Below are 13,771 nucleotides of genomic sequence, written 5' to 3' on the forward strand. Positions count from 1 at the left end.
CCGTGGCGTTTCCGCAGGGGCCCGTCCGGGTGGTGCGCCGGCCGTGAGGGGGCGCCGGCACCGAACCGGCCCGGCACGCCCCTCACACCCTCGCGCCGCCGGGTCGTGACGTTTCGACCCGGGCGCCGTCGATCAGCTCCAGCCGTCGTGCGACCACTTCTGGCGGCCGTTGACGGTACCCGCGTGCAGCATCTTGCCGCGCGTCTCGGTGCCGTATCCGCCGTCCTGCGCGGCGCCGATGGTCTCCTGGACCGACAGCAGCGCGGTCCTGGTCGCCGGGCCGAATTCCCCGTCGAGCGACAGGCTCTTTCCGTAGCAGCGATTCATCGAGTACTGCAGCGCGCGGACCGCTTCGCTGTTGTCGCCCTGCTCGAGAAAACACTTCGAGCTTCCGGACGACGTGCCGGGCACTTCGAGCCACAGCCCGCTCACGCCCGTGGCTTCCACATTACTGGTGCAGATCGGCACCGAGACCGCGGCAGCGGTCGTAGGGCCGACAGCGACGACACCGCCGGCGGCCAGCACCAACGCCGCCGCAGGTAAGGCGAATCGTATCGGCCCAGTCTGGTCGAGGTCATCAGACTCCACACAAGGGGTGCACGCTCAAGCGATCGACGCGGCACGCTATTACGCGAACCGAAGCCCAGGGCACCACCTCACCTGCATTTGGCGTGACTTGATGCCCGAGCGGCAGGTTTCGAGGCCAACGGTCCCACAGCGTCACTGCGCGACCGGGCGGGACACCTCCGGCGGCGCCGGCCCGTCCCCCGGCCGCTCAGGACTGCTGGGCGACGTCCTTCACCGAGGACGGCCCCAACTGCTTGGCGCTGGCGTACTCCGGCATCGTCATCGGCTTGTCGAACAGGAAGAACGACTGGTTCGTGCCGACCGTGAACTCCATGTACGCGCCCGTCGTCGCGTCGAAGCCGTAGTAGGCATTGCACGTGGAACCCGACGTGTACGTGCCGTCCATTCCCGGCTGCGCGAGGACCGCGACGCCGTCGGAGCGGGACTCCACCCTCTCCGTCGGAGTGAGCATCTTGCACCGCGGCACCGGCAGGCCCTTCATGATGAAGTACCCGTACTCGCCCTTGGCGTTCTGAATGTAGACATAGGAAAGCTTCCCCCGCTTCCCCCACGTCTTGATCCACTGGTTGATCGCCTCACGGGTCGGCGAGTACTCCATCCGGCCCGCCGGTTGCTCGGCCACCAGGTGGTCATAGTTGTCCTGCTTGGCCTGGTTCTCCTTGTCCTGGCTGGACTCGGTGCAGGACGTCAGCGCCAGACCCACGACGAGCGCGACGAGTGCGGCCAGAATGATGCGTGCGGACTTCTTCATGCGGTGCTGCCCTCTTCCCGGGACGAGACGCGGATCAGTTGGCGCACGTCGTGCGCTTTGCGGCGACATCCAGCCGGTACGGCAGATCCTTGTCGCGGAACGGTGCCCGGTGCTCCTGGGCGGCCTTGGAGTTGTAGGTGTTCACCGACTCGATCCGGGTGGCCCTCAGCGCGGTGATCGACTGGTCGATCTGCGTCGCGCGGGTCTCAGAAGCGGTCTTGCGTTCCTCCTGGAGCACCTGGATCGTCCCCTCGGCGTCCTGCACCGCCGCGCACAGATCGAAGAACTCCTCGTACGTCGTCTGACGGAACTCACCCGAACCGACGGTGTTGTCCCGCTGCTCCTCCGCCCCCCGGAACGGAGCGGTGACCCACGCCGCGCCACCGAACGCGAACACCCCTATGAGGTACAGCACCGCCAGGCCGATGACGCCGCCGACAGCCCATGTCCCCCACCGTGCCCCCTCGCGGATCTTCCCCATGGCCCTCCCCCTCCCAGCCGGCACCCCGGCGTGGAACCACTTGTGAAGGAGGACACAGCACCCGGCGAAACGGTTCCGCCCGCGCCAGCGTCAGGGGCATCGGCGCAGTCCCGCCCCGTCCACCTCGATCCGGGGCCGGTCGTCACGCCTTGCGGGCCAGGACCAGACGACAATGAGGGGCGCCGTCCGGGCGGCGTCCGAACTCGGGCACCGCGGCGGTCCGCACGGCGAAACCGGCCGCGGACAGTTCGGCGCGCACCGCGCGAAGCGGGAATGTGCGGTAGTACATGACGAATCGCGGCCGCCAGACCGCGTTCCGGACCCGCATCGCCGCGTCGAACCCGGCGGGCACCCAGTAGCCGCGGGAGGCGATCCGGGGCGGTGCGAAGACCGGGAAGGCAAACAGCCCGCCGGGCCGAAGAGCCTGGTGCACCCCGGCGAACAGGGCCGGCCGCTCGGAGGCCAGGAAATGCCCGAAGGCACCGAAGCTGACGGCCAGGTCGAACTCCGCGCCGAAGACCGCGGTGCGCGCGTCGGCACGTATCCACTCCGCGTCCGGGTGAGCACGGCGCGCCTGCGCGAGCATGCCGGCGCTGAAGTCCACGCCCGCGACCCGGCCCCCGCACAGCGGCTGCAGAACGCGCAGACCCGCTCCCGTTCCGCAACACACGTCCAACCCGTCACCGAAAGGCCCGTACGGGCGCAGCGCCGCGGCCGTCGCGTCGAGGATGCGGTCCGAGGTACGGAACGGCGTGTGGTCGAACCTCGGGGCGAGCAGGTCGTAGCCACGCTCGACGGACGACAGTGCCTGCACGGCCAGGTCACGCAACGAAGGTCCCTCGGGTGAGAACACCCCGCCAGGATAGAGCCGTTGAGCCGGCGCGCCGACGTGGCCGCAGCCCCGCGGCGGCACGACTTCCTCGAATCGGCGTAGGGCCGCCTCGTACGACTGGGGCAGGGCGACGGCGGCTACGCGCCCTGCGCGGGGATCAGGTACGTCCAGGTCTCCGCGGGACGAAAGCCCAGCGATTCGTACAAGGGACGGGACATGGGCGAGGTCTGGGTGAAGGCGTGGCGGGCTCCCGATGCGACGGCGTGCCGCAGGCGTGCCGCGACGAGGGCACGGTAGTAGCCATTGCGCCGGTGCTCGGGCGAGACCGCTCCATTGAACAACCCCACGTGGTCACCTACGAGCACATTGAGTCCGGTGGCCACGGCCTCACCTTGCCGGTCGAGTACGAACCCGGTCGCATTGGGGGCGTCCAGCAGCGCCGGCAGGGAGAGCGCGCCGGCGATGTCCCGTGGCATCCCGAACGCGGCGACCAGCACACCCGCCATGAGCTCGCTCTCCTCCCCCGACACCGTGCGGACCGCGGTGCCCTCCGGGACGACGTCGGGAAGTGTGGCCACTTCGGCATCCCACAGAAGCAGGGGAAGCGCGGCGGTCGACACGTCACCGAAACCGCGGGCGAGTTCCATCAGTTCCTCGTCGACCTCCCCACGGAACCGGACGGACCACGGCAATCCCTCTGCCGACAGTTCCTTGGCGAAAGCCTCCGCAACACCCACATCCCGCTCATAGTCGACATACACGGCATTGAGTGTGGCGACGGGAAGAGTCGTGAAAACCGATCGCGTACCGTCGGGCGCCTGCCTCGCATACGCTCCCGGTATGTGCGCCGCCAACTGGGACATGGTGCCGTGGAAAGCCGTTGTCGCGGCATCCGCCGCGAAATCACGATCCATTTGCGTCATTTTATGATGATAAGGGGCGGGCTCCGTAAAGTGCCGAGCTGTCCGATATCCGAGACCTGGGTGCTGTCCCGCATCGTCGACGTCGTGCACGCGCTCACGTGGTCACTTTCTCGGCCACGCCTACCCGCGATTCAGAAACCGCCGGCCCCATAGATCTTCCTGGCGTGCGACGCGAAGGCCCGCGGTCCCAGCAGGGGCATGATGATGCGCGGCACGAGGGGAGCGCCGGCCAGCATCAGCGTGACGACCGCAGGTTCGGCAAGAGAAGCCAGCATGCCGAACACGATGGGCAGCTTCTTCTTGGGAAGGCCGTTGATGGCGTGGTCTCCCAGCTCGTGCCACTCGGCCGCGGTGACGTACCGGTCGACCATGGGCAGCACCTCCGCCTCCTCGACGGCAAGGTGCGCTGTCAGTGCCTCACCGAGCGCCCGCAGCGCCGCGGCGAGCTGGTCGCGGTCGGATGCGGCGGCATTCCTTCTCCACCGCGCAAGGCCGGCGGAGCATGTGGCGATCAGTGCGTCGATCCGAGTGTGTTGCTCTTCCATGAGCGCCAGTTTCGGGGCCACGTCCTGCGTCGCCCGCGCCATGAGCTTCGGCCACAGCAGTTCGTCCTCGCCCTTGTGATGCAGATGCAAGAACTCCTTGATCAACTCGATGTGGTCTGCCACGTCGGCCGCCCTGGCAGTGTCGCCAGGGGACACGGCCAGGACGAGGCCGGGCATCTTGCCGTAGGCCCTGCGGAAGGCCTCATGGACGACGAGCATGTCGCGGATGTCGGCACGGCCGTGGGGGTTGGTCATTGTCTTCCTTCGGGTGTCGGCGTCGTCCGGTCGGCCTGCATGGCGCCGGGGGACACGCCCAGGTCGACCGCAACCGGATGCCGGACTTCAGGGGATGACAGCGCTCGGCGTCGAGGAGATCGGGACGGGGTGCGGACCTCCTCCGAGCCGCACGACAGGGCGCGATTGCGCGCGATGCCTGCACGCTTCTGGGATGGGGGGGGCGGGCTCGGTGCGCACCATCGCCTCTCCGCCCCTCCACCGCTCAGGCACCTGCCGCCCGGCCGCGCGAGGGGCGAAAAAAGTGCGGACGGAAGGTGGAGAAGGCCGCGGGCACGCCGGTCCTCCCCACCACGACGGCCGTGGCCTTCCTTCCATGGGGCCTCGGCGACTCCGATCACGGCCGCTTCCGCGACCGCGTAGTACATCTCCGCCGATGCAGCGGGCTGCATCCCGCGAGCTGTTCCGCGTGAGGGACAACGCGGCCCGCTGCGGTCAGTGCCCGCGCCTGGTCACGAAAAGTCTGTCGAGCGGCTCAGTGCGTCCCAGGTGACCATGTCGGACAGCAGGGCCTGGTGGTGCTCGCGCATGGCGTCCACCGCATCACCGCCGAGTACGAGACGGAGGGGCGGGTGCTCGGCGTCGAGCACCTCGAGAATGGCCGCCGCGGCCTTCGCGGGGTCACCCGGTTCATTGCCCTCCACTCCGGCGACCATCTGGCGGAGGCCACCCGAAGTCGCCGCGTATGCCGGGTTCTCGGGAGCCAGGACCATATTCTTGGTGATCTTGGTGCGGAACATGCCGGGTTCCACGATCAGTACCCGAATGCCCAGAGGCGCCAGCTCACTCGACAACGACTCGCTGAGGGCCTCAACCGCGTGCTTCGACGCGTCGTAGCCGCCCAGCCCCGGGTGGGTCATCCGGCCACCCTGGGAGCTCATCTGCACGATCGTCCCGCTGCCCTGCTCGCGCATCATGGGGACCACCGCCTTGGTGACCTCCGCCATACCGAAGAAGTTGACCTCCATCAGCGATCGCAACTGGTCCATCGAGGTTTCCTCGACGGCGCCGAGCATGGTGAACCCGGCGTTGTTCACCAGGACGTCGATGCGGCCGAAGACGGCCTGTGTCGCCTTCACCGCGGCCTGGACAGATGCCGGATCCGTCACGTCGAGCGCCACCGATCCGACCCGGTCGCCGCCGGCCTGCTCGAGGTCGGCGAGCGCTTCCGGACGGCGCGCGGTGGCCATGACCCGGTCGCCGGCGGCCAGCGCCGCCAGCGCGATCTCCCGGCCGAATCCGGTCGAGCAGCCCGTGATCAGCCAGACGCGGCCGTGCGTGTCGTTCGTCATTCCCATGCCTTTCGAAGGGGTGTTCACCGCGTCAATCGTTGTCGCGGCGCCCAGCGCCGTCCAACATCGACTACCTGTCGCAGGTGCAGGCTCTGCCTGTGACCCCCGACTCCGGCATTCGAGAGCCCCGTGCCATGACGCCGGCACCGCAGGTCACACCACCTGGCGGCGGCGCCGGGGTGAACGGCCGGGGCCGCCGGAGCGACGGCTGGGCGGTGTTGTCTCGCGGACGTCACGGTTGGGCAACCACCGGGTCGGCGGAGCCGGAAACGGGGCGTGCCGGGCCGCACCATGGGTGCCGGGCGGGATGGCAAGCGAGGGGACGGGCAATGGAATTCACAGTTGAGCGGACGCTGAGACGGCGCGGCCGACAGTTCTTCGTCGTGGGGACGATCCTGATGGCAGGCGCCTTGGTGTGGCTGGCCGCCATCGCGCCGAACGGCCGGGTGACATCGGGCAACGACGCCGGCGACAGTTGGATGGCCGCGTTGTTCGTCCTGTTCATGTCCGTGGTCGCGGCCCTGCGAGGGTTGCACGACCTGCGGAAGGCGAAGCGGCCCTTCCGGCTGCGGATCGACGGGTTCGGCATCACGCTGCACGACGCCGAGCTCGCCTGGGAGCAGATCGACGCCGTCTCCCTCTGGCACGTCTCCAACGCCGGCGAGAACGTCGACGAGCACATCGCGCCGCCGAAGGTTCGGCTGGCCCTGTGGACCGCGCCGGGGGTGACGCTCCCCCGCAAGGCCGACATCAGCTGGGGCGACGACCGGACCCGCTACACCCTCGTGCACTGCAGGGACCTGGACCAGAGCGTCGCCGAACTGACCACCGCACTCGCCGAGTACGCGGGCGCCCGCTTCGAGACGGCGCCGCGCTCGGTGCGCCCGCCGATCCCGGTGACCGTGTCGGGACCGGAGCGGAGCGTGCCGGGCGGCGAACAGGTCTTCGTCGACGCGCGTCAGGCCGGCACCTGGACGCTGGTGTGGGCCGCGGCGGCCGTGGTCCTCGCCTACTCCTTCTGGCAGTTGATCAGCAGCCTCACCTCGGGTCTCGGGTCCCTCGTCGCGATCTGTGCGCTGTTCGGCGCCGTTGCCTGCTTGCCCCTCGCGGGCCGGTCCCTCTTCCGATGGCTCCGGCCGTTGCGCCTGCGGATCGGTCCCTCCGGTATCGGCATGCGCCAAGTCACGGAGGACGAGCAGTACTTCCGCTGGGCACAGATCGCGGCCGTGTCGGTCGGCCCCCTGTACCCGGGCAGCAAGGACACGCGGCCCTGGCTCGTGGTGTGGCCGCTGCCCGGCACCGCTCTGGACCTCCCGCACAGCTACCTGCTCGACGGCCACCAGGCCTACGCCCTGGTCCGGCTGGACCGCCTGCCCGGAGGCCCGGATGCGGTGGTCCCGGTCATCCGGGCGTACGCGGGAGAGCGCTACGCCGAAACGGCCTGACGGCGGCAATCCCCGGAGGTCGGGATGCGGTGGGGCCCGTCACCTTCCCCGACCCCACCGACCCGGCGGTCGGCGACGCTCGCTGCTGGGCCGGAGGGCGGGAGAGTGGAGTGGCCGTCGACCGCCGCCGGCGCGCCCCCAGGCCCGCGGGCCGAGTGCGACTCCGCACGGAGACCGGCCTGTTCCGCAGGGCCCGGGGCACGGCGACGGCGTCGGCCCACGATCTCGGGCCGGGCGACCCGGCGTGACGGATCACGAAACGTGGGGGACGGCGTGCCGCTTACTCCACCGCCGTTCACGCTTCAGCAACCGGTGCCCTGGCCTCGCGCGGCGCGAGAGCGTCCAACTGACGGTCGTGCACCCTGCTGAGCAGCAGCAGCGACAGGACAGCGCCGACGAGGGCACAGAACATGTCCCACTGGGTGTCCCAGACGTCCCCCTGGGTGGCGAGGAACGAGTCCGCGGCGTCGCCGCCGATCAGCGAGGCCCACCATTCCAGTAGTTCGAAGAACGCGCTGAACGCCAGACAGGCGCACACGGTGAGCGGCGCGAGCCACCGGCTGCCGCGCAGCGGGGAGGTTCGGGCGAGGATCTCGCGGACCAGCACGGCCGGCACGAAACCCTGCATCAGGTGCCCGATCCGGTCGTACGGGTTGCGCGACAGGCCCAGACTGTCGCGCAGCCAGTCCCCCAACGGCACCTGGGCGTAGGTGTAGTGACCGCCCACGGACAGGACCAGGGCGTGCAGGGCCAGCAGGACGCACAGCAGTCCGGTCAGCGGGAACCGGCGCCGCGTGGCGACCACCAGCGGCAGTCCGATCATGATCCAGAAGGTTTCCAGTACCCAGGTGCCGCGTTCACGAGGATGAATTCCGGAGACCACCAGTACGGCGAGCGCGAACGTGAAGGCGGCGACCGGCAGGACCGGTCGGGCGCGCCGGACGGGGGCGGTGACGTCTGTCATGCGCCCAGCGTCGCAGTACCGGTACGGGAGCGCATGAGTACGGCTACTCAACCGCATCAAGCCGACGCGCGCTCCGGACAGGGCGCGACTGCCCCGTCGCGCGCCGGGCGCCCCTCGGCGGGGACGCCCGGCGGCACGGCGCAGGCGGCGGGGCAGGGCCACGCAGTACGGGCTACGCGTTGCGGAACGCGTCGCGCAGCCGCAGCTCGTTGTGCAGGTTCTGGTCGTAGTCGTCGGAGTACGTCAGGGCGAGCCGGCCACTGGGCGCGACCGCCACGGCCGGGCCGCCCTGGCCTCCTCCGGTGACCACGTTCATACGGGTGGCGGCGAGCCGGCCGGTGGTCGTGCCGTCCGCGTTGAAGCCGCGCGCCCACACGTCGTCGAAGCCGTCGACGAACGTCTCCTTCCACGCCACCACGAAGGTGCCGTCGTCGGCCGCGGCCACATCGGCGTCGGCCTGCGCGCCGATGGGCCGGTCGGCGTCGACGTAGGGGCCACTGGCGGTGCCGTCGGGGGTGGTGCGCTGCTCGGCGGCGAGCGCCGTGCCCGTGGCGGACCAGATCCGGTGGTACACGCGCTGCGGACGGACCGGCGTGCCGGTCCCGGTGGTGTACTCGTCGGTCCACGCGGCGACCGGTCGTCCGTCGGCGGTCAGCGCCACGGCGGGCTTGGTCTGCTGGCCGTCGGTGAGGGTGTTGGCCACCCGGCGGGTCAGCTCGAACGTCCCGGTCGGGGTGAGTTCGGCGAGGCCGATGTTGAGCCCGCCGTTGCCGTCGGCGTCCTCCTCCCAGACGATCGCGGCGTTGCCCGACGCGTCGATCGCCACATCGGGCCGCCGGTTGGAGCCTGCCGCTCCGGCGTTGATCGTGCTGACCTGCACGTCGCGGTAGCGCTGAGTGCCCGCGGCGTCCCAGCTGCCGGCGAATACCTGGTTGAGCGTCGCGCCGTCGGCGCTGCTCTCCCAGGCCACGGCATAACTGCCGTCGCCGGACACCGCGACCGTCGGACGGAGCTGGTCCCCGTCACCGGAGGCGTGCGGGCGGGGCAGGGTGGTCACCGTACCGGCCGGCGTCACCTTGCGGACGGCGATGTCGCCGTACTTGTTGCCGTCGTCGTCGACCGTCCACACCACGACCGTGTTGCCGTTGTCGTCCACGCCCACGTCGGGCTTCTGGTGCGACCACGTGGCGTTGCCCGCCGTCCCGCTGTTGCTGAGCTTCTTCTCGTCCCACAGCGGCACGCCGTCCTTGTACATACGGATGTACACGTCGGTGCCCAGTTCGGGGTCCGAGGCGTCGTGCCGGTCGCCGCTCTCGTACACCACGGCGGTGTAGGTGGTGCCGGAGGTGCCACCCGAGGCGACGGCGCTGTAGTGCTGGTCGCCGTCGGCGGTCACGTTGACCCGCGAGTAGTGCTGGGCGGTACGGCCGTACTTGGCGGTGTCGATGTCGACGAGACCGGCCCGCACACTGGTGAAGTTGGCGACGTACGCCTGGTAGATCGCCGGGTCGTCGATGCGCAGCAGCGTCTCGTCGTTGCGGGCCAGGGAGCCCTGGGTCCAGTTGTGCGAGCCGGTGTACACGTGCTGGACCTGCGTGCCGTCCGCCGTCTTCCACTCGGTCAGCAGGTACTTGGAGTGGACGGTTCCGCGGTTGCACGACGCCCCGGCGGCGGGCTTGTACCGGCAGCCGCCGGGCCGCGCCCCGTACGCGGGGATGTCGAGCCCGGTGAGCTCGTTGATGCCGCGGTTGTCCCCGCCGTCGCTGAAGTCACGGCTGTTCGTGTCGATCGCGCAGCCGTCGGCCTTCTTGCGTTCCAGGGACGCGTAGATCGCCGGGCGGGTGGCACGCTGGTCGAGCTCGGCGGAGGAGATCCGGATGCGTCCCTCGCGGCTGCAGTCCACCTGGTCGATGAAGGAGGCCAGGATGTCGGAGTTCCCGTAGTGCGCGGCGTCGGACGCGGTGTCGCGGGGAAAGAAGAACGCCTCCACGGACGCGGCGGGATTCCCGGTCGCGTAGGTGTACTTGGTGTGGAGCGAGTCGCCGGCGTGCTTGATCTGGTCGGCCTGGTGCGCGCGGTAGCGGTCGGCCAAGGTGGCGTCGTCGGACACCACGATCGCGTTGTTGACCTCGCCGTCCTGTCCGCCGGCCATGTTCTGCGAGGTCTGCCAGACGACGTTCTTGCGGCCGTCGGACAGCGAGTCCAGCACCATGTACTTGTCGTGATCGATCGCCGACTCGTTCCCTGGGCCGTTGCCGAGGCAGCTGTGGTCGCACACCGTCAGTGTGCTGTTCCCGGTGAGCCGGGAGGCGAAGTTGCTCAGGGCCCCGGAGACACTGCCCTCCACGACGACCTTCACGGTGATGCCACGCGCCTGTGCGGCGATCAGCTTGTCCTGGATGGTCGCGGAGTTGAGCCAGAACATCCCCATCCGGATGGTGCCCGAGTCGGCGAGGTCAATGAGGCCGGCGGCGCCGTCGGAGATGGTGGTGTCGTACGCCCCGTTGGGCGTGGGGTAGTTGAAGTACGCGGTGAGGTTCCCCGCCGTGACGACCTCGGCGGATGCCGGAGCCGGAGTGAACAGGGAAAGCCCCAGCACGGCGGGAAGCAGCGCGGTCGCGGCGCCGCGTACGCGTCTGAGCATGTGACATCCAGGTGTTGCCGAAGTGACGGAACGGCGAACTCTAACGCGCCACTTGCCCGGTCACAGCGGTTCCCGGCCACTCATGATCTCCGCCGCCGGGGGCGCGACGACGCGGCCCGCCCGCGCCTCGGCCGCGCCCTGCGGTCCGTCGCCGGACTTGCGCATGCACCGGACCCGCGGGCCGGTCCCCCGTCCCTTGACGTCGCGGGCGGCTGCCCGGCTGATGGTGGGTGTCGACGGAGCCCGGTAGGGCCTCGCCCGAGCGAGCCGGCCAAAGGTCCGATCTCCTCACGGAAAAGACGGACGAGATCTAGGAAGCAGGGGGGTTGTCCCGTACATTCATGGGACGTCTGGCCCACCTCTGTCGCCCGCCGTCTGGAGAACTGTCATGCGCAGGGCTGTTGTTGCATGTCTTGTGGCCGTCGCCGCCGCCTTCGGTGTGTCCGGCGCCGGTCCGGTCGAGGCCGCTTCGCACACCGATGTGCTGCACGTCGCGCCCGACGGGCACGGGACCGCCTGCACGGCGCTCAGTCCGTGCACGCTGGACACCGCGCGGGACCGGGCCAGGCCGCTGGTTCCCGGTGCCACGGGGGACGTCGTCGTCGAACTGCGGGGCGGCACCTACCGGCTCACCGGCCCTTTCCGACTCGGGCCCCAGGACTCCGGACGGCCCGGCCACCCGGTGGTGTACCGGGCGGCCGCCGGACAGACCCCGGTGCTCACCGGCGCCGTCAAGGTCACCGGGTTCAGCAAGGTCGACGCGGGCAGGAACATCTACCGCGCCAAGGTGCCCGCGGGCACGGCCGCCCGCGAACTGTTCGTCAACGGGGTGCGCGCCGAACGCGACCGGGGCCCACGCGACCCGTCCGGGTTCACCCCCACCTCCATCGGCTTCACCACCGCCGACGCGTCGTACACCACCTGGACCGACCCCGCCCGGGTCGAGGTCGTGCGCAACAGCGGCTGGAAGCAGATGCGCTGTCCGCTCGCCTCCATCGGGGCGTCGGCGTCCGGCGGTTCGGACCTGACCGTGGATCCCGCCTGCTGGAGCAACAACCACACCTCGGTGCCCGACCCGGGCTTCCCCTTCAACGGTGCCGGGCTGCCCACGCTCGACGGCATCACCTGGCTGGAGAACGCCTACCAACTCCTGGGCACCCCCGGCCAGTTCTACATCGACCAGAACGCCGGCAACCTCTACTACGTGCCACGGCCGGGCGAGAATCCGGCCACGGCCGACGTCGAACTGCCCGTGGCATCACAACTGGTGGACCTGTCGGGCACTCCCGGCCACCTCGCGCCGCTGAACGACACCGACTGGCGCGCGGTCTACACCGGCTCATGGGCCTACTCCAACGGCCGGCCCCTCGGTGACATGAACGCGGACGTGCACTACACCTCCAACGACGGCGACGCCGTCAGCTACACCTTCAACGGCACCGGGATCCAGATGCTCTCGGAGACCAACGACGACGAAGGCAGCGCGGACGTCTACATCGACGGCAAGAAGACGTCCACGGTCTCCGGAAACGGGCCGGTGCGGCTCGCCCAGCAGGCCATGGTCTCGGTCACCGGGCTGCCCAAGGGCACCCACACCCTGCGCGTGGTCAAGACCGGCGGGTCCTACCTGCTGGTGGACGGCTTCACGGTGATCCCGGACGCGATCGCACCGGTGCACGATGTCACCTTCTCGGGCATCACCTTCTCCGGCACCGCCTGGACCGCCCCCACCGCCGAGGGCTACGTGGACAACCAGGCCGGTGTCGTCTGGGACCCGACCACACGCACCCCGGCCCGTATCCCGGCCGCCGTTCAGGTGCACCGCGGACAGCGGATCACCTTCGAGGGCGACACCGTCACGCACACCGGCACCAGCGGCATCGACCTGGCCGACCAGACCCAGGACTCCGCCGTGAACGCGAGCACCGTCACCGACACGGCCGGAATCGGCGTCGCCATCGGCGAGGTCGACGACTACTACCAGACCGATCCGGCGCTGATGACCAGCGGCAACACCGTCTCCCGGAGCGTCGTGCAGTTCCCCGGCCAGGAGTACGCCGACGCGGTCGGCATCTGGGTCGGGTACAGCCGCGGCACCACCTTGTCGCACAACGACGTCGGCTACACGCCCTACTCCGGCATCTCCATCGGCTGGGGCTGGGGCTGGGCCTCGGACTGCTCCCTCCAGGCCAAGCAGGGCCTGCCCACCCCGTGCGCCCACGGCACCACCTACGCCGGCGGCCAGCACATCGTCGGCAACCATGTGCACAGCGTGATGGGCGCACTGTTCGACGGCGGTCCGATCTACACCCTCGGTGGCCTTTCATCGCCTTCGGAGTTCGACGGGAACGTGCTGTCGGAGTGCATCGACGGATGCAACATGATCTACCACGACGAGGGCAGCTCGCAGTGGAACACCCACGACAACGTGGTGCGCTTCAGCAACGGGTCGCTCTGGACGAACCTGTGGACGCCGAGCATCCATGACAACGCGATCCACGACAACTACAGCGACACCGCCTCCTACAACAACAGCGGCACGGACATCACGTTCCAGCAGGCCACCGTCGTGACCGACGGCACCTGGCCGGCGGCGGCGCAGGCGATCGTCAAGGCGGCGGGGCCCGGCACCCTGCCCGGGGCGACGGTCGACGACGACGACCTGCGGGTGTCGTACACCGGCACATGGTCCTCCAGCGGGTCCCGCGGCGACGGGGACCTCGACGACGGCGTGCACTACGCCCAGCAGGACGGTGCCACCGCGACGATCTCCTTCACCGGCACCGGCATCACCTTCCTCACCGAGACCAACTCCGACGAGGGCGACATCGGCATCACCCTCGACGGGGCCCCGAAGGGGACGGTCAGCGCGAACAGCCCGCAGCGGCACGCCCGGCAGAGCGTGTACACGGTGTCGGGCCTGACCGGCGGCCCGCACACGCTCACACTCACCAAGGTCAGCGGCGCCTACCTCCTGGTCGACGGCTTCACCCTGAGCTGACCGGTCGTCGT

11 protein-coding genes are annotated in these 13,771 nt (G+C 69.8%); 2 read left to right on the top strand and 9 right to left on the bottom strand.

The annotated features are described in order from the left end of the window. Window positions 1-132: 132 nt before the first annotated feature. The 7 genes from PV364_RS23915 to PV364_RS23945 form a co-directional block, all read right to left on the bottom strand. The gene (locus tag PV364_RS23915) at window positions 133-588 is read right to left on the bottom strand and encodes a peptidoglycan-binding domain-containing protein (protein ID WP_319662297.1); all 456 of its coding nucleotides are present in this window, start codon (window positions 586-588) and stop codon (window positions 133-135) included. Between the two features lie 187 nt (window positions 589-775). Next, window positions 776-1,339 (bottom strand): hypothetical protein, encoded by a 564-nt coding sequence (locus PV364_RS23920; protein WP_319662298.1) that lies wholly within the window; start codon window positions 1,337-1,339, stop codon window positions 776-778. Window positions 1,340-1,373: 34 nt separating this feature from the next. After that, a complete protein-coding gene (locus PV364_RS23925; protein ID WP_319662299.1) occupies window positions 1,374-1,820 on the bottom strand; it encodes a hypothetical protein in 447 nt (148 codons plus the stop codon). A gap of 142 nt (window positions 1,821-1,962) precedes the next feature. Next, window positions 1,963-2,673: a class I SAM-dependent methyltransferase gene (locus PV364_RS23930; protein ID WP_319662300.1), complete on the bottom strand. Its 711-nt coding sequence runs from the start codon at window positions 2,671-2,673 to the stop codon at window positions 1,963-1,965. A 116-nt stretch (window positions 2,674-2,789) separates the two neighbouring features. Then, on the bottom strand, window positions 2,790-3,575 hold the full coding sequence (locus PV364_RS23935; RefSeq protein WP_319662301.1) for a GNAT family N-acetyltransferase: 786 nt from the start codon (window positions 3,573-3,575) through the stop codon (window positions 2,790-2,792). A 131-nt stretch (window positions 3,576-3,706) separates the two neighbouring features. Continuing rightward, on the bottom strand, window positions 3,707-4,375 hold the full coding sequence (locus tag PV364_RS23940; protein WP_319662302.1) for a hemerythrin domain-containing protein: 669 nt from the start codon (window positions 4,373-4,375) through the stop codon (window positions 3,707-3,709). Window positions 4,376-4,866: 491 nt separating this feature from the next. Then, window positions 4,867-5,733, bottom strand: a complete 867-nt coding sequence (locus tag PV364_RS23945) for an oxidoreductase (protein WP_319662303.1) — start codon at window positions 5,731-5,733, stop codon at window positions 4,867-4,869. Between the two features lie 302 nt (window positions 5,734-6,035). Here PV364_RS23945 and PV364_RS23950 point away from each other — a divergent pair, with 302 nt between their 5' ends. Next, complete coding sequence (locus PV364_RS23950; protein ID WP_319662304.1) at window positions 6,036-7,151, top strand: hypothetical protein; 1,116 nt, start codon at window positions 6,036-6,038, stop codon at window positions 7,149-7,151. Between the two features lie 295 nt (window positions 7,152-7,446). Here PV364_RS23950 and PV364_RS23955 read toward each other — a convergent pair whose 3' ends face one another. Then, window positions 7,447-8,115 (bottom strand): DUF2238 domain-containing protein, encoded by a 669-nt coding sequence (locus PV364_RS23955; protein WP_319662305.1) that lies wholly within the window; start codon window positions 8,113-8,115, stop codon window positions 7,447-7,449. A 172-nt stretch (window positions 8,116-8,287) separates the two neighbouring features. Beyond that, window positions 8,288-10,759: a phospholipase D-like domain-containing protein gene (locus PV364_RS23960; RefSeq protein WP_319662306.1), complete on the bottom strand. Its 2,472-nt coding sequence runs from the start codon at window positions 10,757-10,759 to the stop codon at window positions 8,288-8,290. A 388-nt stretch (window positions 10,760-11,147) separates the two neighbouring features. Between PV364_RS23960 and PV364_RS23965 the strand changes: the two genes are divergently transcribed. After that, window positions 11,148-13,760, top strand: a complete 2,613-nt coding sequence (locus PV364_RS23965) for a hypothetical protein (RefSeq protein WP_319662307.1) — start codon at window positions 11,148-11,150, stop codon at window positions 13,758-13,760. The last annotated feature ends 11 nt before the right edge of the window (window positions 13,761-13,771 follow it).

Source organism: Streptomyces sp. MI02-7b (assembly GCF_033793585.1).
GTDB lineage: Bacteria > Actinomycetota > Actinomycetes > Streptomycetales > Streptomycetaceae > Actinacidiphila.

Bases quoted from the DNA above. Each gene is read 5' to 3' on its own strand.
- PV364_RS23925 (WP_319662299.1), bottom strand. From the start codon at position 1,820: ATGGGGAAGATCCGCGAGGGGGCACGGTGGGGGACATGGGCTGTCGGC.
- PV364_RS23920 (WP_319662298.1), bottom strand. From the start codon at position 1,339: ATGAAGAAGTCCGCACGCATCATTCTGGCCGCACTCGTCGCGCTCGTC.
- PV364_RS23960 (WP_319662306.1), bottom strand. From the start codon at position 10,759: ATGCTCAGACGCGTACGCGGCGCCGCGACCGCGCTGCTTCCCGCCGTG.
- PV364_RS23935 (WP_319662301.1), bottom strand. From the start codon at position 3,575: ATGACGCAAATGGATCGTGATTTCGCGGCGGATGCCGCGACAACGGCT.
- PV364_RS23940 (WP_319662302.1), bottom strand. From the start codon at position 4,375: ATGACCAACCCCCACGGCCGTGCCGACATCCGCGACATGCTCGTCGTC.
- PV364_RS23955 (WP_319662305.1), bottom strand. From the start codon at position 8,115: ATGACAGACGTCACCGCCCCCGTCCGGCGCGCCCGACCGGTCCTGCCG.
- PV364_RS23950 (WP_319662304.1), top strand. From the start codon at position 6,036: ATGGAATTCACAGTTGAGCGGACGCTGAGACGGCGCGGCCGACAGTTC.
- PV364_RS23965 (WP_319662307.1), top strand. From the start codon at position 11,148: ATGCGCAGGGCTGTTGTTGCATGTCTTGTGGCCGTCGCCGCCGCCTTC.